The following is a 23,104-nucleotide window of genomic DNA, read 5'->3' on the forward strand; positions in this document are numbered from 1 at the left end:
GTTACGGACCCCTCCTCCACCCCCTCTCCCTCCTTCCACCGCTTCGTCTCCTCGCTCGACGAGTCGTCCTCGAAGCTGGTGGTGAGCGGCGCGCGGGTGCACAACCTGCAGAACGTCGACCTCGAGATCCCGCGCGACTCGATGGTGGTGTTCACCGGTCTCTCGGGCTCGGGCAAGTCCTCCCTGGCCTTCGACACGATCTTCGCGGAGGGCCAGCGGCGCTACGTCGAGTCCCTCTCCGCGTACGCCCGCCAGTTCCTCGGGCAGGTGGACCGGCCGGACGTCGACTTCATCGAGGGCCTCAGCCCCGCGGTCTCGATCGACCAGAAGTCGACGAACCGCAACCCGCGCTCCACCGTCGGCACGATCACCGAGATCTTCGACTACATGCGTCTGCTCTGGGCGCGCATCGGCGTCCCGCACTGCCCCATCTGCAGCGAGCGGATCTCCGCGCAGACCGTGCAGCAGATCGCCGACCAGCTGATGGAGCTCGAGACCGGTACCCGCTACCAGATCCTCAGCCCCGTCGTCTCCCAGAAGAAGGGCGAGTTCGTCGACCTCTTCAAGGAGCTGACCGCGGGCGGCTACTCCCGCGCCATGGTGGACGGGAAGCTCGTCCAGCTGAGCGAGCCGCCGGTGCTCAAGAAGCAGTACAAGCACGACATCTCCGTCGTGGTCGACCGGCTCGTGGCCGGCCCCGACATCCTCGGGCGCCTCACCGACTCGCTCGAGACGGCCCTGCGGCTCACCGACGGCATCGTGCAGATCAACTACGTCGACGGCGAGGGCGACGGCGCCTGGACCACCTACTCCGAGAAGCTGTCCTGCCCCAACAACCACCCGATCTCGCTGACCGAGATCGAGCCGCGGACCTTCTCCTTCAACGCGCCCTTCGGCGCCTGCCCGGAGTGCTCGGGCCTCGGCACGCGCATGTCGGTCGACGACGAGCTGCTGCTCGGCGACCCCGACCTGAGCATCGCCGAGGGCGTCATCATCCCCTGGACCACCCAGGGCAAGGGCTTGTTCCAGTACTACGAGAAGCTGCTCGACGGCCTCTCCCGCGACCTCGGCTTCACGCTCACCACCCCGTGGAAGCGCCTCAGCACCGAGGTGCAGCAGGCCGTCCTCCACGGCGACAACTTCGAGGTCAAGGTCAAGTGGAAGAACCGCTACGGCCGCGAGATGAGCTACACCTCGGGCTTCGAGGGCGTCGTGCCCTACATCGAGCGCCAGTTCGTCCAGGCCGAGACCGACGTCCAGCGCACCCGCTGGTCCGAGTTCCTCCGCGAGGTGCCCTGCCCCGTGTGCAAGGGCTCCCGCCTGAAGCCGGAGGTGCTCGCCGTGCTCGTGCACGGGGCGAGCATCGCGGACGTGGCCGACCTCAGCCTCGGCGACGCCCAGGACTTCATGAGCCGGCTCGAGCTGACCGACCGCGAGGCGCACATCGCCGCGCAGGTGCTGCGCGAGATCCGCGCGCGCATCGACTTCCTCATCGAGGTCGGGCTCAACTACCTCAACCTCTCGCGCGCCGCCGCCTCCCTGTCGGGCGGCGAAGCGCAGCGCATCCGCCTGGCGACCCAGATCGGCTCCGGGCTGACCGGCGTGCTCTACGTGCTCGACGAGCCGAGCATCGGCCTGCACCAGCGCGACAACCGCCGCCTGATCGACACCCTCATCAAGCTGCGCGACCTGGGCAACACGCTGATCGTGGTCGAGCACGACGAGGACACCATCCGCACCGCCGACTGGATCGTCGACATCGGCCCGGGCGCCGGGGTCAACGGCGGCAAGGTCGTGCACTCCGGCTCCTACGAGTCGCTGCTCGAGAACACCCACTCGCTGACCGGCGACTACGTCTCGGGCCGCAAGGCGATCGAGGTCCCGAAGAAGCGGCGGAAGATCGACCGCAAGCGGATGATCAAGGTCGTCGGGGCGAACGCCAACAATCTCCGCAAGGTCGACGCGGAGTTCCCGCTCGGCACGTTCGTCGCGGTCACCGGGGTCTCCGGCTCCGGCAAGAGCACCCTCGTGAACGACATCCTCTACCGCGTGCTCGCCAACCAGCTCAACGGCGCCCGCAAGGTGCCGGGCAAGCACACGCGCGTCACCGGCCTCGAGAACCTCGACAAGGTCGTGCACGTCGACCAGAACCCGATCGGCCGCACGCCGCGCTCGAACCCCGCCACCTACACGGGCGTGTTCGACCGCATCCGCAACCTCTTCGCCGAGACCACCGAGGCGAAGGCGCGGGGGTACCTGCCCGGCCGCTTCAGCTTCAACGTCAAGGGCGGCCGCTGCGAGGCCTGCTCGGGCGACGGCACCATCAAGATCGAGATGAACTTCCTGCCCGACGTCTACGTGGCGTGCGAGGTCTGCGGGGGAGCGCGCTACAACCGCGACACCCTGACCGTGCACTACAAGGGCAAGAACATCGCCGAGGTGCTCGACATGCCGATCGCCGAGGCGGCCGACTTCTTCGAGCCGATCACGGCGATCCACCGCTTCCTCCGCACGCTGGTGGAGGTGGGCCTCGGCTACGTCCGCCTCGGCCAGAGCGCGACCACGCTCTCCGGCGGCGAGGCGCAGCGCGTCAAGCTGGCCACCGAGCTCCAGCGCCGCTCCAACGGCCGCAGCGTCTACGTGCTCGACGAGCCGACGACGGGCCTGCACTTCGAGGACGTCCGCAAGCTCCTCCTCGTCCTCAACGGCCTGGTCGACAAGGGCAACACGGTGATCACCATCGAGCACAACCTCGACGTCATCAAGTCCGCCGACTGGCTGATCGACATGGGTCCCGAGGGCGGCGCCGGCGGCGGACAGGTGGTCGCGGTGGGCACCCCCGAGCACGTGGCGAAGGTCGAGGGCAGCCACACCGGCATGTTCCTCGCCGAGATCCTCGGCTGACGCGAGCGAGAGGCATGGCGCAGACAGTCGACTTCCGGCCGAAGCCGGGTGAGATCCCGACCCTCCCGGGCGTGTACCGCTTCACGGACGCCCGGGGGCGGGTGCTCTACGTGGGCAAGGCCAAGAACCTCCGCGCGCGGCTGAGCAACTACTTCGCCCCGCTGCCGAGCCTGCACGAGCGCACCCGGCGGATGGTCACCTCGGCCTCCGGCGTCGAGTGGACCGTCGTCGGCACCGACGTCGAGGCCCTGCAGCTCGAGTTCACCTGGATCAACGAGTTCGATCCCCCCTTCAACGTCAAGTTCCGCGACGACAAGTCCTACCCCTACATGGCGGTGACGCTCGGCGACGAGGCCCCGCGGGTGATGGTCACGCGGAACGCCAAGATCAGGAAGGCCCGCTACTTCGGGCCCTACCCCAAGATCTGGGCGATCCACGAGACGATCGACCTGATGATCAAGGCGTTCCCGATCAGGACCTGCAACGACTCCAACTACAAGCGCGCCATGCAGAGCGGCAAGCCCTGCTTCGCGTCGCAGATCGGCCGCTGCGGCGGGCCCTGCTCCCACCGCGTCACCTTCGCCGAGCACCGCGAGATGGTCGACCGCTTCGTCGCCTTCATGGGCAGCCACGACCGCCGGATGATCGGCGAGCTCGAGAAGGAGATGCGCGAGGCCGCGGCGGCGATGGAGTACGAGCGCGCGGGGAAGCTGCGCGATCAGGCCGCCGCCCTCGACGCGGTCCTCGCCAAGAGCGCGGTCGTGCTCAAGGACAACGTGGACGTCGACCTCTACGCGATCGTCCACGACGAGCTCGCCGCCTCCGTGCAGCAGTTCCGGGTCCGCGGCGGGCGCATCCGCGGCGAGCGGGGCTGGGTCGTCGACAAGGAGCTCGACATGAGCACGGCGGAGCTCGTCGACACGGCCCTCCAGGCCGCCTACGAGACCGGCGACGTCCCGCCCCGGGAGGTCGTCGTGCCGGAGCTGCCCGAGGACACCGAGGCGCTCGAGGAGTGGCTGAGCGGACTGCGCGGCACGAACGTGCGCCTCCGAGCGGCCCAGCGCGGAGACAAGGCCGCCCTCCTCGAGACGGCGACGCAGAACGCGAAGCACTCGCTGATGCTCTACAAGACCCGCCGCTCCGCCGACTTCACCGCTCGGACGCAGGCCCTGGAGGACATCCGCGACGCCCTCGGCATGAGCGAGGCGCCGCTCCGGATGGAGTGCTACGACGTCTCCCACCTCAGCGGCACCAACATCGTCGCCTCGATGGTGGTCTTCGAGGACGGGCTCGCGCGGAAGGACCAGTACCGGCGGTTCTCCATCGCGGAGTCGACGGACGACACCGAGTCGCTGCACCAGGTGCTCACCCGCCGCCTCGCGTACCTCCGCGAGCCGGTCGAGCCCGCGGCGGTCGACCCCGAGACCGGCGAGGCCAAGCGGCGCAAGTTCTCGTACCCCCCGCAGCTGCTGATCGTCGACGGCGGCCAGCCGCAGGTCGCAGCCGCGCAGCGCGCGCTCGACGAGTCCGGGGTGACCGGCATCACCCTCTGCGGGATCGCCAAGCGCCTCGAGGAGATCTGGCTGCCGGACTCCGACTTCCCCGTCATCCTGCCGCGCAACAGCGATGCGCTCTTCCTCTTCCAGCGCATCCGCGACGAGGCGCACCGCTTCGCGATCACCCACCAGAGGACGCGTCGCAAGCGCGACATCTCGTCGCAGCTGGCCGAGGTGCCCGGGCTCGGAGGCACGCGAGTTCGCGACCTGCTGAAGCACTTCGGATCCGTCGCCCGGCTCCGCGAGGCGGGCGAGGCCGAGATCGCCGAGGTCAAGGGCATCGGCCCGACGCTGGCGGGCGCGATCCACGCGCACCTGCATCCGGACGGGTCCGCCGTCGGGGGCACGCCCTAGGCTGGAGGCCCGCGCTCCGGGGGAGAGCGGCCGGTGCCCGGCACCGAGGACACGAGCAGACACGAGCACGGAGAGCGCATGAGCACGGAGAGCGAGCAGCAGGACGTGCTGATCGTCACGGGGATGTCCGGAGCGGGCCGGTCCACGGCCGCGAACGCGCTGGAGGACCTCGGCTGGTACGTCGTCGACAACCTGCCGCCGCAGATGCTGCGCCCGCTGGTCGACCTGGCGCAGCGTGCGGGGGACACGCTGCCGAAGATCGCGGCGGTCGTCGACGTCCGCGGACGCGACTTCTTCGAGGACCTCGGCGACATCGTCCGCGAGCTGCGCGCCGGGGTCGACCTCCGAGTGGTGTTCCTCGAGGCCACCGACGCCGCGCTCGTCCGCCGCTTCGAGCAGGTGCGCCGTCCGCACCCGCTGCAGGGCCGGGGGACCCTCCTCGACGGCATCTCCGCCGAGCGGACGCGCCTCGCTCAGCTGCGGGAATCGGCCGACATCGTCATCGACACCTCGGACCTCAACATCCACCAGCTGGCCACCAGCATCACCGAGCGCTTCGCCGAGGCCGGCCGCGCGGGCCTCCAGGTCACGGTGATGAGCTTCGGCTTCAAGTACGGGCTGCCGACGGACGCCGACATGGTGGCCGACGCGCGGTTCCTGCCGAACCCGTACTGGATCCCGGAGCTGCGTCCGCACACGGGTCTCGACGAAGAGGTGAGAGACTACGTGCTGGCCCAGCAGGGCGCCGAGGAGTTCATCGACTCCTACTCCCGGGCCCTGCGCCCCGTGCTCGACGGCTACCAGCGCGAGAACAAGCGCCACGCGACCATCGCGATCGGCTGCACGGGAGGCAAGCACCGCTCCGTCGCGGTCGCGGGCCGTGTCGCGGCCCGTCTGGCCGAGCTGCCGGGCGTCGCCGTCAACGTGGCGCACCGCGACCTCGGCCGAGAATGATCCCCGCGCGCTCAGCCGCGCACCCGACGTAAGGAAGACTCCGTGGCCCTCACCGCAGACGTCAAGGGCGAACTGGTCGCGATCGTCTCGCGCAAGAACACCGTCCGTGCCGCCGAACTGGCGACCATCCTCCGCTTCTCCGGAGGACTGCACATCATCTCCAACCGCCTCGCGGTCGAGGTCGAGCTCGACTCCGCCCCGCTCGCGACCCGCGTGCGCCGCGACCTCGCCGAGCTGTACGGCGTCCGCAGCGAGGGCAGCATCGTCTCGGCCGGCGGATCCCGGAGGACCACGAGCTGGCTGGTGCGCGTCGTCGAGGGCGGGGACACCCTCGCCCGGCAGACCGGCCTCCTCGACCAGCGGGGCCGGCCCGTCCGCGGCCTGCCCAACCGCCTCACGACCGGCTCCCGCGAGGAGCTCGCCGCCCTGTGGCGCGGCGCCTTCCTCGCCCAGGGCTCGCTGACCGACCCGGGCCGCTCCGCGGCGCTCGAGATCATCTGCCCCGGCAACGAGGCGGCCATGGCGATCGTCGGAGCCGCCGGACGCCTGGGAGTCCAGGCCAAGTCCCGCGAGGTGCGCGGCGTCCACCGGGTCGTCATCCGCGACGGCGAGAGCATCAGCGCGATGCTCACCCTGATGGGCGCGACCGCGACCGTCGCGAGCTGGGAGGAGCTGCGCCAGCGCCGCGAGGTGCGGGCGACCGCGAACCGCCTCGTCAACTTCGACGACGCGAACCTCCGCCGCTCCGCCCAGGCCGCCGTCGCGGCGTGCGCCCGCGTCGAGCGCGCGATGGAGATCCTGGGCGACGACATCCCCGAGCACCTCCGCTACGCCGGGCGCCTGCGCCTCGCGCACCGCGACGCGAGCCTCGACGAGCTCGGCCACCACGCCGATCCGCCGATGACGAAGGACGCCGTCGCCGGCCGCATCCGCCGCCTCCTCGCGATGGCCGACAAGCGCGCGTCCGACCTCGACATCCCGGGCACCGACGCGAACCTCCCGGCAGAGCTGCAGGACCTGTAGGCCCGGCCGCACGGCGCGCCCCGCCCGGCGAACGCTGAGTGTCTCCTGGTCGATCAACGCAAGCCCTCCGAACGCGGAGGGGCCCCCTCGCTAGACTGATCGGGTCGCTCAGGACACTCCCGGCCCTCCTCCTCCGCCTCGCGGAGGACGCCGAGACGCCGGCGGGTCGCACGGGAGCGACGACCACGAACAGGAGATCGCACATGGCTGACTACACGCTCGCCGAACTGCCCTACGACTACTCGGCCCTCGAGCCGAACATCAGTGGGCGGATCATGGAGCTCCACCACGACAAGCACCACGCGACGTACGTGGCCGGGGCGAACACCGCCCTCGCCTCGCTGCAGGAAGCTCGCGACAGCGAGAACCTCGCGAACGTGAACAAGCTCCAGAAGGACCTCGCCTTCAACCTCGCCGGTCACGTGAACCACACCGTGTTCTGGAACAACCTCTCGCCGGACGGCGGCGACAAGCCCGTCGGCGAGCTCGCCGCGGCCATCGACGACAACTTCGGGTCGTTCGACAAGTTCCGCGCCCACTTCACCGCCTCGGCCCTCGGCATCCAGGGCTCCGGCTGGTCGATCCTCGCCTGGGACTCGCTCGGCGAGAAGCTCATCATCGAGCAGCTCTACGACCACCAGGGCAACCTCGCCGCGGCGACCGTCCCGGTCCTCCTCCTCGACATGTGGGAGCACGCCTTCTACCTCGACTACGTCAACGTGAAGGCCGACTACGTCAAGGCGTTCTGGAACATCGTGAACTGGGCCGACGTCTCCGCGCGCTTCGAGAAGGCCCGCGAGAAGACCTCGGGCCTGCTGCTACTGTCGTAGCGATCTCGGCGTCCCGGGCCCCGCGTCCGGGACGCCCTGTCGTCGGCTTCCACCCCTCCACTGCACCGTCGAGGTGCCTTTCCTCACCAGGAGATATCTGTGTCCGTCAAGATCGGCATCAACGGCTTCGGCCGTATCGGCCGTAACTTCTTCCGTGCAGCCCTCGCCAAGGGCAGCGACCTCGAGATCGTCGCGGTCAACGACCTCACCGACAACAAGGCCCTCGCGCACCTCCTGAAGTACGACTCCATCACGGGACGCCTCGACGCGACCGTCGAGCTCGACGGCGACCGCATCGTCGTCAACGGCAAGCCGATCATCGTCCTCGAGGAGCGCGACCCCGCGAACCTCCCCTGGGGCGAGCTGGGAGTCGACGTCGTCATCGAGTCGACCGGCCGCTTCACCAAGTCGGAGGACGCGCGCAAGCACATCACCGCGGGTGCCAAGAAGGTCATCGTCTCCGCTCCCGCCACCGGCAGCGACGTCGCGACCCTGGTCCTCGGCGTGAACGAGAACACCTACGACCCCGCGACGCACGACATCATCTCGAACGCGTCCTGCACCACGAACTGCCTCGCGCCGCTCGCCAAGGTGCTGCTCGACAACTTCGGCATCGAGCGCGGCCTGATGACCACGGTCCACGCGTACACCGCCGACCAGAACCTCCAGGACGGCCCGCACAGCGACCTGCGTCGCGCCCGCGCCGCCGCCGTCAACATCATCCCGACCTCGACCGGTGCCGCCAAGGCGCTCGGCCTGGTCATCCCGGAGCTCGTCGGCAAGCTCGACGGCTACGCCCTCCGCGTCCCGGTCCCGACCGGCTCGATCACCGACCTCACCGTCGAGCTGACCAAGCCCGCCACCGTCGAGGAGATCAACGCGGCGTACAAGGCGGCCTCCGAGGGAGACCTCAAGGGCATCCTCAAGTACACCGAGGACCCGATCGTCTCGAGCGACATCGTGACCGACCCGCACTCGTCGATCTTCGACGCGGGCCTCACGAAGGTCATCGGCAGCCAGGTCAAGGTCGCCTCCTGGTACGACAACGAGTGGGGCTACTCCAACCGCCTCGTCGACGTCACCGAGTTCGTCGCCGGCAAGCTCTAAGTGCTGCGCGCAGTGACGCTCCGCACTCTGGACTCACTGGGCTCCCTCGCAGGCAAGCGCGTCGTCGTCCGCTGCGATCTGAACGTCCCCCTGAAGGACGGAACGATCACGGACGACGGCCGCGTGCGCGCGTCGGTGCCCACGCTCCAGCGTCTGGTCTCCGAGGGCGCCCGAGTCGTGGTCGTGAGCCACCTCGGGCGCCCCGAGGGGAAGCCCGAGGCGAAGTACAGCCTCGCTCCCGTCGCCGCCCGCCTCGGCGAGCTGCTCGACGCTCCGGTGGCCTTCGCCGAGGACACCGTCGGGGAGGCGGCCTCGGCCGCCGTCGACGCCCTCGAGGACGGCCAGGTCGTCGTCCTCGAGAACCTCCGGTTCAACGCCGGCGAGACGAGCAAGGACGAAGCCGAGCGCCGCACCTTCGCCGAGAAGCTGGCCGCCTACGGCGACGCCTTCGTCTCCGACGGGTTCGGCGTCGTGCACCGCAAGCAGGCGAGCGTCTACGAGCTCGCCGAGCTTCTCCCCAGCGCCGCCGGCACGCTGATCGCGGCCGAGCTCGAGGTGCTGGAGCGGCTCACCGAGAAGCCCGAGCGCCCCTACGCGGTCGTCCTCGGCGGCTCGAAGGTCTCGGACAAGCTCGGCGTGATCGAGCACCTGCTGCCGAAGGTCGACTCGATCCTCATCGGCGGCGGAATGCTGTTCACCTTCCTCAAGGCCCAGGGCCACGAGGTCGGCGCCAGCCTGCTGGAGGCGGACCAGGTCGACACCGTGCTCGGCTACCTCGCGAAGGCGAAGGAGCTGGGCGTGGAGATCGTCCTGCCGACGGACGTCGTCGTGGCGTCGGAGTTCGGCCCCGACGCCGAGCACCAGGTCGCCTCGGCCGACGCGATCGAGGGCACGCCCTTCGGTGAGAAGGGCCTCGGCCTGGACATCGGACCGGACACCGCCGCGCACTTCGCCGAGATCATCGCGGCGTCCGAGACGGTGTTCTGGAACGGCCCCATGGGCGTCTTCGAGCTCGAGCCGTTCGCGGCGGGCACCAAGACCGTCGCGCAGGCGCTCACCGAGGTCGACGGTCTCAGCGTCGTCGGCGGAGGCGACTCCGCCGCGGCCGTCCGCGCCCTCGGGTTCCGCGACGACCAGTTCGGCCACATCTCGACGGGAGGCGGAGCGAGCCTCGAATTCCTCGAGGGCAAGCGCCTCCCCGGACTGGAGGTCCTCGGATGGTAGACACCGCCGCCCGCACCCCGCTCATCGCCGGCAACTGGAAGATGAACCTGGACCACCTCCAGGCCATCGCCTTCGTGCAGAAGCTGGCGTGGAGCCTCAAGGACGCCGACCACGACTTCGACGGTGTCGAGGTCGCGGTGTTCCCGCCCTTCACGGACCTCCGGCCCGTGCAGATCCTCGTCGACTCGGACAAGCTGCCGCTCAAGTACGGCGCGCAGGACGTCTCGAAGTTCGACAGCGGCGCCTACACCGGTGAGATCTCGGGCCAGTTCCTGAAGCAGCTCGACTGCGACTACGTGATCGTCGGCCACTCGGAGCGTCGCACGCTCCACGGCGAGACGGACGCGGACATCGCCGCCAAGTCGGCCGCGGCCGTCAATCACGGCGTCGCTCCGATCATCTGCGTCGGCGAGACCGCGGAGGACCTCGAGAAGCACGGCCCGTCGGCTGTGCCGGTCGCCCAGCTGAAGGAGGCCCTCACCGGCCTCCCCGCGGACGCCGACCTCGTCGTCGCCTACGAGCCGGTCTGGGCCATCGGCTCCGGACAGGCCGCGACGCCCGAGCAGGCCCAGCAGGTCTGCAAGGCGCTCCGCGGAGTCGTCGCCGACGTCCTCGGCGCCGACACCGCCGCGAAGACCCGCATCCTCTACGGCGGCTCCGTGAAGTCCGGAAACATCGCCGGCTTCATGCGCGAGCCCGACGTCGACGGAGCACTCGTCGGAGGCGCCAGCCTCCAGGTCGACGAGTTCGCGGCGATCGCACGATTCCGGAACCACGTCGGGGTCTGAGCTGCTGCGACGAGAGGGCGGGCCCATCGGGCCCGCCCTCTCGTCGTCCACGCCGCTCCCTGCACGGCGTGGCGCGGTCGGCTTCGCGACGGGGCGCGGTTCCGAGAGCGGGATGCGTTCGGCTACGTCGATCCGCTGGGACGCGGATCGCCGGTTCGCCTCGCTTCGTCCACGCCGCTCCCCGCGCGGCGTGGCGGGGTCGGCTTCGCGACGGGGCGCGGTTCCGAGAGCGGGATGCGTTCGGCTACGGAGATCCGCTGGGACGCGGATCGCCGGTTCGCCTCGGAGATCCCACACCGGCTTCGCGCGTTGGCCGGTGCGGTGCTGTCGGCTCGTCGCGGGGTGCTCTCCGAGAGAGTGGCGCGTTCGGCTCGATCGGTCCGCTGGTACGTGGATCACAGGCTCGCGGTCCGGCGACTGGAGAGGTTGTCGAGGGCGCCGCGACGAGGCCACCCGCTCCGCCCCTCGACGGACACTCGTATACATCGCCCCGAACACGGGACGACGCATTCCTCGCGGATTCGCAGGCGCCGTTATACTCGTCGGGGCGCGCAACGCGCCAGAACTTCGAAAGGTACCGCGTGGACATCCTCCAGGTCGTGCTCCAGGTCATCCTGGGCATCACGAGCCTCCTGCTCACCATGCTGATCCTGCTCCACAAGGGGCGCGGCGGCGGACTGTCCGACATGTTCGGGGGCGGAGTCACCTCCAACCTCGGCGCGTCGGGCGTCGCCGAGCGCAACCTGAACCGCATCACCGTGATCCTGGGCGTCGTCTGGCTGGCCTGCATCGTGGTGCTCGGACTCATCACCAAGTTCACCACCGGAGCATAGGGGTACTCGCAATGGCATCAGGCGGCAGTGCAATCCGCGGTTCGCGCGTCGGCGCAGGACCCATGGGCGAGCAGGACCGGGGCTTCCACGCGGAGCGCGTCGCGGTCTCCTACTGGGACGCTCTCGGCAACGAGACGGTGCGCCACTTCTCGGCGGCCCTCCCCGAGGACGAGATCCCCGAGGTGATCGACTCGCCGCAGTCCGGTCTCCCCGCGGGCCGCGACCGGGCGAACCCGCCGCAGGTCGCGAAGACCGAGCCCTACAAGACGCACCTCGCCTACGTGAAGGAGCGCCGCACCGAGGCCGAGGCGGCTCAGCTCCTCGAGGAGGCGCTGCAGCAGTTGCGCGCCCGGCGAGGCACCGCGACCCCGTCCTGATCCTCACCGGACGACGAACGACGGAAGGCCCGCCCCCTCGGGGGTCGGGCCTTCCGTCGTTTCCGGACCGTGCTCAGTAGCTCGGAGCGATGAGCGACTCGGGGACCTCGGCCGCTGCCTCCTGGTCGACGAAGAACACCGTGCGCTTGCGGCCGAACGCGCCCGACGCGGGCACCTCGTTCGTGCTGGCACCCGCGAGCGCGAGGCCCAGGGCCGAGGCCTTGTCGGCGCCGGCGAGCACCATCCAGATGCGGTCCGACTGGTTGATCAGCGGCAGCGTGAGGGTGAGGCGTTCGGGCGGCGGCTTCGGCGAGTTGCGGACGGCGAGGACGCCGGGCGTCGTGGAGCGGATCGCGGAGCGCTCGGGGAACAGCGACGCGATGTGCCCGTCCGGCCCGACGCCGAGGAAGGTGATGTCGAAGCGCGGGTAGTCGCGCCCCTCGGAGGCGTGCTCGCGCAGCTCCGCGTCGTAGGCAGCGGCGGCGCCGTCGAGGTCCAGGCCCTCGTCCGAGGCCGGGTAGGAGTGCACGTTCGCCGCCGGCACATCGAGGACGCTGAAGAGGTCCCCGGCCTGGACGTCGTTGCGGTCCTCGTGGCCGCGGGGCACCCAGCGCTCGTCGCCCCACCAGAAGTGCACGCGCGACCAGTCCACGTTGCCGGCGGCGGAGGAGGAGCCGATCTCCTTGAGCGTGGCGGCTCCCATCGTCCCTCCGGTGAGCACGACGTTCGCCGAACCCAGGTCGTCGAGGACGTCGATCGTCTTGGTGAGGAACCGGGCGGCGACCGAGCCGGCGAGGGTCTGCTTGTCGCGGTGGACCAGCACGCGGCGTTCGGTGGTCATCTCAGGGGACTCCTTCGGGTTCGGGTGCCGATCGGCGGGGTTCGGCTCCGTGTCGGGAAGCTCTGAGGTGCGGGCGCCTTGGACGTGCGCCCACACCTCAGGAGGCGCTGCGGGCCTCGGCCTTCTCAGTGAGCATGTCGACCCCGCGCGAGATCACTTCACCGTACAGGTCATCCGGGTCGAGTCGGCGCAGCTCCTCCGCCAGGCAGTCCCGGAGGCTGCGGCGGGGGAGCGAGATGTCGTGGACCGGCTGATCGGGCTGCGTGAGCGTCGCGACGTTGGGCACCGAGCGCTCGAGCTCGATCACTCCGGAGTCGCGGATGAGCCGCACGCCGTGGATCCCGCTGGACCCGGTGGCGCTGATCGTGAGCTCGTGGTCGACGGGGATGTCGAGCTCGAGCTGCAGCCAGGCGGCGAGCAGGATCGTCGAGGGTGAGTCGGGCGCGCCCGAGACCTCGACGGCCGTGATCGGCTCGTAGGGCGGCTGGTCGAGCACGGCGGCGAGCTGCGCGCGCCAGAGGGTGAGGCGGGTCCAGGCGAAGTCGGTGTCGCCGGGGGCGTAGGTGGACGCGAGGTGGTGCAGCGCTTCCGCCGGGTTCGACTGGGCCGACGCGTCGGTGATTCGCCGGGTGGCGATCCGGCCGATCGGGGACGCGGAGGCGTTGTCCGGAGCGCTGTTCGGCCACCAGGCCACGACGGGGGCGTCGGGGAGGAGCAGGCCCGTGACCAGGCTCTCCTCGTCCTCGGCCGCGTCTCCGTAGGGACGAAGCACGACGACCTCGCTCGCGCCGGCGTCGCCTCCGACCCGGATCTGCGCGTCGACGCGCGCCGTCGCGTCGACCGGGACCGTGGTGGTGCCGTCGTCCTTCGAGACCACGATGACGCGCATCGGGTGCTCGCGGGACGCGTCGTTCGCGGCTTCGATGGCCTCCTCCTCGTGACCCCGGGAGGTCGCGATGATGAGGGTGAGGACGCGGCCGAGGGCGACGGCGCCGCCCTCCTCGCGGATCTTGACGAGGGTCTTCGAGACCTCGCTCGTCGTGGTGTCGGGCAGATCGACGATCATGGACGCCTCCAGGTGCGGCCGTCGCGGGCGAGGAGCTCGTCGGCGGAATCGGGGCCCCAGGTTCCGGGGCGGTACTGCTCGGGCTGGCCCTGCGTGGCCCAGAACTCCTCGATCGGGTCGAGGATCTTCCAGGACAGCTCGACCTCCTCGTGCCGGGGGAAGAGCGGCGGCTCGCCCAGGAGGACGTCGAGGATGAGGCGCTCGTAGGCCTCGGGGCTCGCCTCGGTGAACGCGTGGCCGTAGCCGAAGTCCATCGTCACGTCGCGCACCTGCATGCCGGCGCCGGGCACCTTCGAGCCGAATCGCATGGTGACGCCCTCGTCGGGCTGGACGCGGATGACGAGCGCGTTCTGGCCCAGCGACGTGGTCTGGCTCTCGGCGAAGAGCTGCTTCGGTGCCCGCTTGAACACGACCGCGATCTCGGTGACGCGGCGGCCGAGGCGCTTGCCGGCCCGCAGGTAAAACGGCACGCCGGCCCAGCGTCGGGTGCCGATGTCCAGGCGCATGGCGGCGTAGGTCTCGGTCGTCGAGGTGGGGCTCATGCCGTCCTCCTCGAGGAAGCCGAGCACCTTCTCGCCGCCCTGCCAGCCGCCGGCGTACTGCCCGCGGGCGGTAGAAGTGGAGAGGTCGGCGGGGAGGCGGACGGCCGCGAGGACCTTCTCCTTCTCCGCACGGAGGTCGGCCGCGTCGAACGAGATCGGCTCCTCCATGGCGGTCAGGGCGAGCAGCTGCAGCAGGTGGTTCTGGATGACGTCGCGCGCCGCTCCGATGCCGTCGTAGTAGCCCGCGCGCCCGCCCACGCCGATGTCCTCGGCCATGGTGATCTGCACGTGGTCGACGTAGTTCGAGTTCCAGAGCGGCTCGTACATCATGTTGGCGAAGCGCAGGGCCAGGATGTTCTGGACCGTCTCCTTGCCGAGGTAGTGGTCGATCCGGAAGACGGAGTCGGGCGGGAAGACCGACTCGACGACGTCGTTCAGCTCGCGAGCCGTCTTCAGGTCGCTGCCGAACGGCTTCTCGATGACGACGCGGCGCCACTGGCCGTCCTTCTGCTCGGCGAGGCCGGAGCTGCGCAGCTGCTCGGTGACCTGCGGGAAGGACTTCGGGGGGATCGAGAGGTAGAAGGCGAAGTTGCCGTTCGTGCCGCGCTCGCGGTCGAGGTCGTCGACGGTCGTCTTCAGGCGGGCGAACGCCTCGGGGTCGTCGAACTCGCCCTGCACGAACCGGATGCCCTGCGCGAGCTGCGCCCAGACCTCCTCGTGGAACTCGGTGCGGGCGTGCTTCTTCACGGAGTCGTGGACGACCTGCTCGAAGTCCTGGTCGTCCCAGTCGCGCCGGGCGAATCCGACGAGGGCGAAGCCGGGAGGCAGGAGGCCGCGGTTGGCGAGATCGTAGACCGCGGGCATGAGCTTCTTGCGGGAGAGGTCGCCGGTCACGCCGAAGATGACGAGGCCGCTGGGCCCGGCGATCCGGTTCAACCGGCGGTCGAAGCTCAACCTCAGCGGGTTGAACTCGGGGGTGATGTCCACAGACATGTGCAGTGTCCTTCTGTGTGCCGGTGGGACCGGCGCACTGCTATCGGTGAGGGAGGGGGAGGAGCGGGCGGGCCCGGCTGCTGCCCCGGGAAGTGGTCGCGGGACGACCGCGGGCACGCCGCCGCGCGCTCGAGAGCGCAGCGGCGGCGTGCCCGTCGGATCAGGTGTTGAGGGCCTCGAAGAGCGCCTCGAGGTCGGCCTCGGGGTCGGTCAGCGTGAGGGTCAGCACCGGCCGGCCGTGCTCGGCGAGCACGCTCGCGTCGCCGGCGGCCTGCGCCAGGATGAGCTGGCCGAAGGTGAACGGGCTGTCCGGGATCTCGAGGTCCACGTCGGAGCGCTCGGTGATCTGGAGGAACACGCCGGTCGGCGCCCCGCCCTTGTGGTACTGCCCGGTCGAGTGCAGGAAGCGCGGGCCCCACCCGAAGGTGACGGGGCGCTGGGCCTGCGCGGCGAGGAGGTCGCGCACGCCCTCGAGCTGCGGGAGCGCGAGGCGGTCGACGTACGCCTGGATCGAGACGTAGCCGCCGTCGCCCAGCTGCGCGAGGAGGCGGTCGACAGCGGCGGCGACGGTCGAGACGCCCTCGGTGACGCTGCTGCTGCCGGTGACCTCGATGCCCGCGTCGGTGAACGCGGGCGCCTCGGGCTCGGGGCGCTTCTCGAGCAGGGCCCGGGTCGCGACCTTCGCCGACTCGACGTCGGGCTGGTCGAACGGGTTGATGCCCAGGAGGCGACCCGCGACGGCGACGGCGTACTCCCACGTCAGCATCTGAGCGCCGAGCGAGCCGGAGAGGAGGATCTCGCCCTCGTGGCGGTCGCGCGGGAACAGGTGCAGCGCCGTGGCGTCCTCGACCAGGCGGACGACCTGCACGTCGGGCAGGTCCTCCGAGAGCTCGGGGGCCAGCGTGCCGAGGACGACGGGGAGGATGCCCGTGCCGTCCTTGCCGGTGGACTCGGCGATGAGCTGCTCCGCCCAGTCGGCGAAGCCGACGATGTCGGTCCCGTCGGCGACGATCGCGAGCTTGTCGCGGCGCGGGCTGGTCGCGGCGATCGCCGCTCCGAGGATCAGGCCCGGGTTCTCGGGGGAGTCCACGGCGAGCCCGAGGGAGGCCTCGGCCGCCTCGTCGAGGAGGGCCTCGATGTCGGCGCCGGCGAGCCCGGACGGCACGAGGCCGAACGCGGAGAGCGCCGAGAAGCGCCCGCCGATGTTCGGGTCGGCGTTGAACACGCGGTAGCCGGCCTCGCGGGAGGAGGTGTCCAGGGGCGAGCCCGGGTCGGTCACGATGACGATGCGGTCGAGCGGATCGATGCCCGCCTCCGTGAACGCCTTCTCGTAGGCCTTCTTCTGGCTCGCGGTCTCGACGGTCGAGCCGGACTTCGAGGAGATGACGACCGCGGTCGACGCGAGCCGGTCGTTCAGGGCCGCGAGCACCTGGCCGGGCGCCGTCGAGTCGAGCACGGTGAGCTCGACGCCGGCGGTGCGGGTGATGACCTCGGGCGCGAGCGAGGAGCCGCCCATGCCGCCGAGGACGATGTGGTCGACGCCCTTGGCCTGGAACTCCTCGCGCAGGGCGAGGATCTGGGGGATCAGGGGGCGGGAGACGGTGGTCGACTCGGTCCACCCGAGGCGCTTGGCCGCCTCCTCCTCCGCCGCGGCGCCCCACAGGGTGGGGACCTGGGCGGTGATGCCGGAGGCGACCTCGTCGGCGACGAGCTCCGGGACGACGCGGTCGACGGCCTTCTCGGCGTCTCCGCTGACGTGGATCTGGATGGCCATGATCAGGCCTGCGCCTTCGCGCCCTCGAGCGCCGCGGTGACGGTGTCGAGCAGCTCGTTCCAGGAGACGATGAACTTCTCCACGCCCTCCTTCTCGAGCAGCTCGGTGACGTCGGCGTACGAGACGCCCTGCGCCGCGACGGCGTCGAGGACGGCGTTCGCGTCGGCGTACGAGCCCGTGACGGTGTCGCCGGTGATAACGCCGTGGTCGAAGGTCGCCTCGAGGGTCTTCTCGGGCATCGTGTTGACCACGCCGGCCGCGACGAGCTCAGTCACGTAGAGGGTGTCGGGGAGGTCGGTCGACTTGACGCCGGTCGAGGCCCAGAGGGGGCGCTGGCGGTTGGCGCCGGACTCCTGGAGCAGCAGGGCGCGCTCGGTGGCGAACGCCTCGACGAAGACCTCGTAGGCCAGCTGCGCGTTGGCGACGCCGGACTTGCTCTTGAGGGCGCGGGCCTCGTCGGTGCCGACGGCCTCGAGGCGCTTGTCGATCTCGGTGTCGACGCGCGAGACGAAGAACGAGGCGACGGAGTGGATGGTCGACAGGTCGATGCCGGCGTCCTTGGCCTTCTCGAGGCCGGCCAGGTACGCGTTGATGACGGCGCGGTAGCGGGCGAGCGAGAAGATCAGGGTGACGTTCACCGAGATGCCGGAGCCGATGACCTCCGTGATGGCCTCGAGGCCCTCGACGGTCGCGGGGATCTTGATCATCGCGTTGGGGCGGTCGACCTTGGCCCAGAGGGCCTTGGCCTGCTCGATGGTGCCCTGGGCGTCGTGCGCCAGGCCGGGCTCGACCTCGATCGACACGCGGCCGTCGTAGCCGTTGGTCGCGTCGTAGATCGGGCGGAAGATGTCGGACGCCGCGGCGACGTCGTCGGTGGTGATCTCGAAGACGGCGTCGGTCACCGAGGTGCCGGCGGAGGCGAGCTCGCGCACCTGGGCGTCGTAGGACTCGCCGTTGGTCAGGGCCGCGGCGAAGATCGTGGGGTTCGTGGTGACTCCGACGACGTTCTTCTCCTCGATGAGCTTCTGCAGCCCTCCGGTGGAGATGCGCGAGCGGGAGAGGTCGTCGAGCCAGATGCTGACGCCGGCGGCGGAGAGCTCTGCGGTGGGGGTGTTCTCGGTCATGTCTCTTCTTCTTCTGCGTAGGTGGTGCGTGGTGTGAGGGGGCCGCTGCTCCGACGGCGAAGGCCGCGTCCGTGGTGGACGCGGCCTTCGGGTCAGGAGGCTGCGAGCGACTCCTTGGCGGCGGACAGTGCCGCCTCGGTGGTGATCCCGAACTCGCGGAACAGGGTCTTGTAGTCGGCCGAGGCGCCGAAGTGCTCGATCGAGACGGAGCGGCCGGCGTCGCCGACGTACTTCTGCCAGCCCAGGCTCAGGCCGGCCTCGATCGAGACGCGCGCCTTCACCGAGGAGGGCAGGACCTTCTCGCGGTACTCGGCGTCCTGCTCCTCGAACCACTCGAGGGACGGAGCCGAGACGACGCGGGCGTTGACGCCCTCGCTCCTCAGGGCCTCGCGCGCCTCGACGGCGATCTGGACCTCGGAGCCGGTCGCGATGAAGATCACGTCCGGGGTGCCGCCCGGCGCCTCGGCCAGGATGTAGGCACCGCGGGCGACGTTCGCGGCGGAGGCGAAGGTCTCGCCCTCCGCGTCGCCCTCGCCGCGCTCGAACACCGGGATGTTCTGACGGGTGAGCGCGAGGCCGGCGGGGCCCTCGCGGCGCTCGAGGATGGTCTTCCAGGCGTAGGCGACCTCGTTCGCGTCGCCGGGGCGGACGACGTCCAGGCCCGGGATCGCGCGGAGGGTCGACAGCTGCTCGACCGGCTGGTGCGTCGGGCCGTCCTCGCCGAGCGCCACGGAGTCGTGGGTCCAGACGTAGATGGCCGGCGCCTTCATGAGCGCGGCGAGACGGACCGCCGGGCGCATGTAGTCGGAGAAGATCAGGAAGGTGCCGCCGAAGGGGCGGGTGTTGCCGTGCAGGACGATCCCGTTGAGGATCGCGCCCATGGCGTGCTCGCGGATGCCGAAGTGCAGCACGCGGCCGCCCTTCTTCCCGGTCCACTCGTGGGTCGAGAACTCCGTCGGGACGAAGGAGCCGGCTCCCTCGATCGTCGTGTTGTTCGACTCGGCGAGGTCGGCGGAGCCGCCCCACAGCTCGGGGATCACGCCGGCGAGGGCGTTGATGACCTTGCCGGACGCGGCGCGGGTCGAGACCTCCTTGCCGGGCTCGAAGACGGGGAGCGCCTCCTGGACGCCCTCGGGCAGCTCGCCCGAGAGGACCCGGTCGAGCAGCTCCTTCTTCTCGGGGTTCGCGGACGCCCAGGCGGCGAGCTGCTCGTCCCACTCGGCGTGCTGGGCCTGGCCGCGCTCGACGGCCTTGCGGGTGTGCTCGATGACCTCGTCGGCGACGTCGAAGGTCTTCTCGGGGTCGAAGCCGAGCACCTCCTTGAGTCCGCGGAGCTCGTCGGCGCCCAGGGCGGAGCCGTGGATCTTGCCGGTGTTCTGCTTCTTCGGCGACGGCCAGCCGATGATGGTGCGCAGGATGATGAGCGACGGCTTGTCGGTCTCGCCCTTCGCGGCCTCGATCGCGGCGTGCAGCTCGGCGACGTCCTCGTGGTACTCGCCGGTCTTCTTCCAGTCGACGACCTGGACCTGCCAGTCGTAGGCCTCGTAGCGCGCCTTGACGTCCTCGGTGAAGGCGATGTTGGTGTCGTCCTCGATCGAGATCTGGTTGGAGTCGTAGATGACGACCAGGTTGCCGAGCTTCTGGTGGCCGGCCAGCGAGGAGGCCTCGCTGGTGACGCCCTCCTGCAGGTCGCCGTCGCCGGCGATCACGTAGACGAAGTGGTCGAACGGGGAGGTGCCCGCGGCGGCCTCCGGGTCGAACAGCTCGCGCTCGAAGCGCGAGGCGTAGGCGAAGCCCACGGCGGAGGCGAGGCCCTGGCCGAGCGGCCCGGTGGTGATCTCGACGCCGTCGGTGTGGCCGTACTCCGGGTGGCCCGGGGTCTTCGAGCCCCAGGTGCGCAGCGCCTTGAGGTCGTCGAGCTCGAGTCCGTAGCCGCCCAGGTAGAACTGGACGTACTGGGTCAGCGAGGAGTGGCCGACCGACAGGATGAACCGGTCGCGGCCGATCCAGGTCGCGTCGGACGGATCGCGGCGCATGACCTTCTGGAACAGGAGGTAGGCGGCGGGCGCGAGGCTCATGGCGGTTCCGGGATGGCCGTTGCCGACCTTCTCGACCGCATCCGCGGCGAGAACCCTCGCCGTGTCGACTGCCTTCTCGTCAATGGATTCCCATTGCAGTTCTGACACTTGGTACTGACCTTTCTCGAGACGTGGGGCAGACGGGGACCGTCCGCCCTCTCGCATGGTGGAGCACGCCGCATGACGACTTCGACACGATGCTCCGGCGACGGCCCTCTCGGCCCCGTGCCGACGATCGTCGGGCGGGCTCGGGTGCGTGGCGGGCGCTCTGGCGAGCAGTCTCGAGTATACGGAGGGGGGTGCGCCGCTGACCGGGGGTTGCGTGGTCGCATATGTCTGCGTCCGATTGGACAAGCGTGCACGCCGGGCCCGGCTCCCGGACGGGCGCATTACACTCGTTCGGGATCATCGAATCGTTAGAGGAGCAATGGACGCAGTCGTGGAGACCACCGCCGTCGAGCGGGACGGGGCGTCGCCGACGACCCTCTCGCGCAAGGTGAAGGCCTTCGTCGCTCTGACGAAGCCGCGCGTGATCGAGCTGCTCCTCGTGGTGACTGCTCCGACGATGATCCTGGCGCAGGGCGGGATCCCGAATCTGCTGCTGGTCCTCAACGTCCTGATCGGCGGCGCCCTGAGCGCCGGGTCCGCGGGCGCGTTCAACTGCTACTTCGACCGCGACATCGACCGGATCATGAACCGGACGAAGAACCGGCCGCTCGTGACCGGGGAGATCTCGGACCGGGCCGCGCTCGTCTTCGCGACCACGATCGGCGTCCTGTCGATCGTCTGGCTCGGCCTCACGGCCAACTGGCTCTCCGCGGGCCTCTCGCTCGCCGCGATCCTGATCTACGTCGTGTTCTACACGCTCTTCCTCAAGCGCCGGACGCCGCAGAACATCGTGTGGGGCGGCATCGCGGGCTGCATGCCGGTGCTGATCGGCTGGGCGGCGGTCACCGGCTCGCTCGACTGGGCCCCCGTCATCCTCTTCTCCGTCATCTTCCTCTGGACGCCGCCGCACTACTGGCCGCTGTCGATGAAGTACCGGGACGACTACCAGGCCGCCGGCGTGCCGATGCTGGCCGTCGTGCGCGGGCGCACGATCGTCGGGCTCCAGGTCATCCTCTACGCCTGGGCCACCGTCGCCTGCTCGCTCCTGCTGATCCCCGTCGCCGGAATGGGGGTGCTCTACACGGTGGTCGCGCTCGGCAGCGGAGTCTGGTTCATCGCCGAGACGCACCGCCTCTACAGCCTCGCGATCCGTCACGAGCACGTCTCGCCGATGCGGGTGTTCCACGGGTCCATCGGATACCTCACCCTGCTCTTCCTCGCCGTCGGCATCGACCCGCTGCTCCCCTTCTGATGGTGACGCCGTTCTCCTTGCTCGCCGAGCGGGTGACCCTGGGTCCGCGCGCACTGCGCTGGGGGACCACCGCGGCGCTCGTCGCGAGCATCCTGATCATCTTCTTCGGGGGCGTCGTCCGGCTGACCGGCTCGGGCCTCGGCTGCCCCACCTGGCCGGCGTGCGAGCCGGGCTCGCTCACCTCGACCCCCGAGCTCGGGATCCACGGCTTCATCGAGTTCACGAACCGCGCGTTCACCGGCGTCCTCGTGGTCGCGGTGGGCTGGGCGATCACGGCCGCGCGCCTGCAGAAGCCGCGCGACCGCACCATGACCCGGCTCGCCTGGTCGCAGTTCTGGCTCGTCGTCGCGAACGCCCTCGCGGGCGGCGCGACCGTGCACTCGGGCCTCAACCCGTACATCGTGGCCGGGCACTTCGTTCTCGCCATCGCCCTCCTCACCACCACCGCACTGACGTGGCACCGCGCCCACCGCTCGCAGTCCGTGGCCTTCGAGCCCGACCGCCCGACGCGGGCGCTCAGCATCGGGCTCGTCGGCCTGACGCTCCTCGTGATCCTCGTGGGGACCCTCGTGACGGGGACCGGCCCGCACGCCGGCGACTCCGCGGAGGTGCCCCGCATGCAGTTCCACTGGGAGAGCGTGACCGTCGTGCACGGCGTGCTCGGCACGGCGGTGCTCGTCGTGGGCGCCGCGCTGCTCCTGCGCCTGTCGCGGGCGGCGGGCTCGGAGCTCGCCCGGCGGCGCGTGATCGCCTTCCTCGTGGTCGTCGTGCTGCAGGCGCTGGTCGGGGTCGTGCAGTCGCTCACCGCGCTGCCCGAGACGCTCGTCGCGGTGCACCTCCTCGGCTCGGCGCTCATCTGGGTCGGCGCGGTCCGCGTGCTGCTCGACGTGAACCCGAGGCTGTTCACCGTGCGCGCCCAGCGCCGGGACGCCGCCCAGGAGCTCCAGCCCGCCGCCTGACCGCGGGCTCCGGCTCGGCGGAGAGCAGGTGCCGCCGGAGGCGCAGGAGCACGCGGGGGAGCGCCCGCAGCGGGAGGTCGGCCGCGATCGCGCGGGCGAGAGGGCCGAACGCCCGTGCGGGTCCGGTCGGCAGGCCGGCGCCCACCAGGGCGGTCACGAGTCGTGCGGGGATCGGGGTCGATGCGTCGTTCGTCATGGCGGAACCGAATCACGGACCACCGACACCGGTATGGCCATGCGCGTCTGGAGGCACGTCACCGGTGCCCGGCCGACACCCAGGTGCGGAGGTTCCGCTGAACGGCGGACGCCGGTAGAATGAGAAGCTGGTCACGGTTCGACGCACCCTGCGCACGTGATCCGCACACGGCCCGATGGAGCGCCGACGCACACCTCCGGAATCCAGGGACGCACATCATC

At 70.4% G+C, this 23,104-nt stretch carries 18 protein-coding genes; 12 read left to right on the plus strand and 6 right to left on the minus strand.

All coding sequences use genetic code 11. The annotated features are described in order from the left end of the window. Positions 1–78: 78 nt before the first annotated feature. The 10 genes from uvrA to C5C95_RS07730 all read left to right on the plus strand — a co-directional run bounded on the left by uvrA (position 79) and on the right by C5C95_RS07730 (position 11,950). Positions 79–2,904: an excinuclease ABC subunit UvrA gene (gene uvrA / locus C5C95_RS07685; protein ID WP_244229661.1), complete on the plus strand. Its 2,826-nt coding sequence runs from the start codon at positions 79–81 to the stop codon at positions 2,902–2,904. Between the two features lie 14 nt (positions 2,905–2,918). Beyond that, a complete protein-coding gene (gene uvrC, locus C5C95_RS07690) occupies positions 2,919–4,814 on the plus strand; it encodes an excinuclease ABC subunit UvrC (protein ID WP_104268633.1) in 1,896 nt (631 codons plus the stop codon). 78 nt (positions 4,815–4,892) lie between these two features. Then, positions 4,893–5,768 carry an RNase adapter RapZ gene (rapZ, locus tag C5C95_RS07695; RefSeq protein ID WP_097166020.1) on the plus strand — a complete coding sequence of 292 codons (876 nt, stop codon included), beginning with the start codon at positions 4,893–4,895 and terminating at the stop codon, positions 5,766–5,768. A 42-nt stretch (positions 5,769–5,810) separates the two neighbouring features. Then, the gene (whiA, locus tag C5C95_RS07700; RefSeq protein ID WP_104221905.1) at positions 5,811–6,791 is read left to right on the plus strand and encodes a DNA-binding protein WhiA; all 981 of its coding nucleotides are present in this window, start codon (positions 5,811–5,813) and stop codon (positions 6,789–6,791) included. Between the two features lie 203 nt (positions 6,792–6,994). Continuing rightward, positions 6,995–7,621: a superoxide dismutase gene (locus C5C95_RS07705; RefSeq protein ID WP_104221907.1), complete on the plus strand. Its 627-nt coding sequence runs from the start codon at positions 6,995–6,997 to the stop codon at positions 7,619–7,621. 99 nt (positions 7,622–7,720) lie between these two features. Further along, positions 7,721–8,728 (plus strand): type I glyceraldehyde-3-phosphate dehydrogenase, encoded by a 1,008-nt coding sequence (gene gap, locus C5C95_RS07710; protein WP_104221909.1) that lies wholly within the window; start codon positions 7,721–7,723, stop codon positions 8,726–8,728. A 12-nt stretch (positions 8,729–8,740) separates the two neighbouring features. Then, a complete protein-coding gene (locus C5C95_RS07715; RefSeq protein ID WP_104263177.1) occupies positions 8,741–9,952 on the plus strand; it encodes a phosphoglycerate kinase in 1,212 nt (403 codons plus the stop codon). Next, positions 9,946–10,740 (plus strand): triose-phosphate isomerase, encoded by a 795-nt coding sequence (tpiA, locus tag C5C95_RS07720; protein ID WP_104221913.1) that lies wholly within the window; start codon positions 9,946–9,948, stop codon positions 10,738–10,740. Before C5C95_RS07715 ends, tpiA begins: the two co-directional genes overlap by 7 nt. 581 nt (positions 10,741–11,321) lie before the next feature. After that, positions 11,322–11,573 (plus strand): preprotein translocase subunit SecG, encoded by a 252-nt coding sequence (gene secG, locus C5C95_RS07725; protein ID WP_104221915.1) that lies wholly within the window; start codon positions 11,322–11,324, stop codon positions 11,571–11,573. A gap of 11 nt (positions 11,574–11,584) precedes the next feature. Further along, positions 11,585–11,950: an RNA polymerase-binding protein RbpA gene (locus tag C5C95_RS07730; protein WP_055791968.1), complete on the plus strand. Its 366-nt coding sequence runs from the start codon at positions 11,585–11,587 to the stop codon at positions 11,948–11,950. 73 nt (positions 11,951–12,023) lie between these two features. Here the strand turns inward: C5C95_RS07730 and pgl are convergent, their stop codons facing one another. The 6 genes from pgl to tkt all read right to left on the minus strand — a co-directional run bounded on the left by pgl (position 12,024) and on the right by tkt (position 20,476). Then, on the minus strand, positions 12,024–12,791 hold the full coding sequence (gene pgl, locus C5C95_RS07735; protein WP_104221917.1) for a 6-phosphogluconolactonase: 768 nt from the start codon (positions 12,789–12,791) through the stop codon (positions 12,024–12,026). 97 nt (positions 12,792–12,888) lie between these two features. After that, a complete protein-coding gene (locus C5C95_RS07740; RefSeq protein ID WP_104232638.1) occupies positions 12,889–13,857 on the minus strand; it encodes a glucose-6-phosphate dehydrogenase assembly protein OpcA in 969 nt (322 codons plus the stop codon). Next, the gene (zwf, locus tag C5C95_RS07745) at positions 13,854–15,392 is read right to left on the minus strand and encodes a glucose-6-phosphate dehydrogenase (RefSeq protein ID WP_104225293.1); all 1,539 of its coding nucleotides are present in this window, start codon (positions 15,390–15,392) and stop codon (positions 13,854–13,856) included. Before zwf ends, C5C95_RS07740 begins: the two co-directional genes overlap by 4 nt. Positions 15,393–15,552: 160 nt before the next feature. Beyond that, positions 15,553–17,166, minus strand: a complete 1,614-nt coding sequence (locus C5C95_RS07750; protein ID WP_104221922.1) for a glucose-6-phosphate isomerase — start codon at positions 17,164–17,166, stop codon at positions 15,553–15,555. Between the two features lie 2 nt (positions 17,167–17,168). Beyond that, positions 17,169–18,290 (minus strand): transaldolase, encoded by a 1,122-nt coding sequence (tal, locus tag C5C95_RS07755; protein WP_104221924.1) that lies wholly within the window; start codon positions 18,288–18,290, stop codon positions 17,169–17,171. Between the two features lie 92 nt (positions 18,291–18,382). Further along, positions 18,383–20,476 carry a transketolase gene (gene tkt, locus C5C95_RS07760; RefSeq protein WP_104225291.1) on the minus strand — a complete coding sequence of 698 codons (2,094 nt, stop codon included), beginning with the start codon at positions 20,474–20,476 and terminating at the stop codon, positions 18,383–18,385. 319 nt (positions 20,477–20,795) lie between these two features. Between tkt and C5C95_RS07765 the strand changes: the two genes are divergently transcribed. Both C5C95_RS07765 and C5C95_RS07770 read left to right on the plus strand, forming a co-directional pair. Further along, positions 20,796–21,728 (plus strand): heme o synthase, encoded by a 933-nt coding sequence (locus C5C95_RS07765; RefSeq protein ID WP_104221928.1) that lies wholly within the window; start codon positions 20,796–20,798, stop codon positions 21,726–21,728. Next, positions 21,728–22,687, plus strand: a complete 960-nt coding sequence (locus C5C95_RS07770; protein ID WP_104324168.1) for a heme A synthase — start codon at positions 21,728–21,730, stop codon at positions 22,685–22,687. Before C5C95_RS07765 ends, C5C95_RS07770 begins: the two co-directional genes overlap by 1 nt. The last annotated feature ends 417 nt before the right edge of the window (positions 22,688–23,104 follow it).

It is taken from the genome of Rathayibacter sp. AY1B7 (genome assembly GCF_002932735.1).
In the GTDB taxonomy this organism is placed as follows: domain Bacteria; phylum Actinomycetota; class Actinomycetes; order Actinomycetales; family Microbacteriaceae; genus Rathayibacter.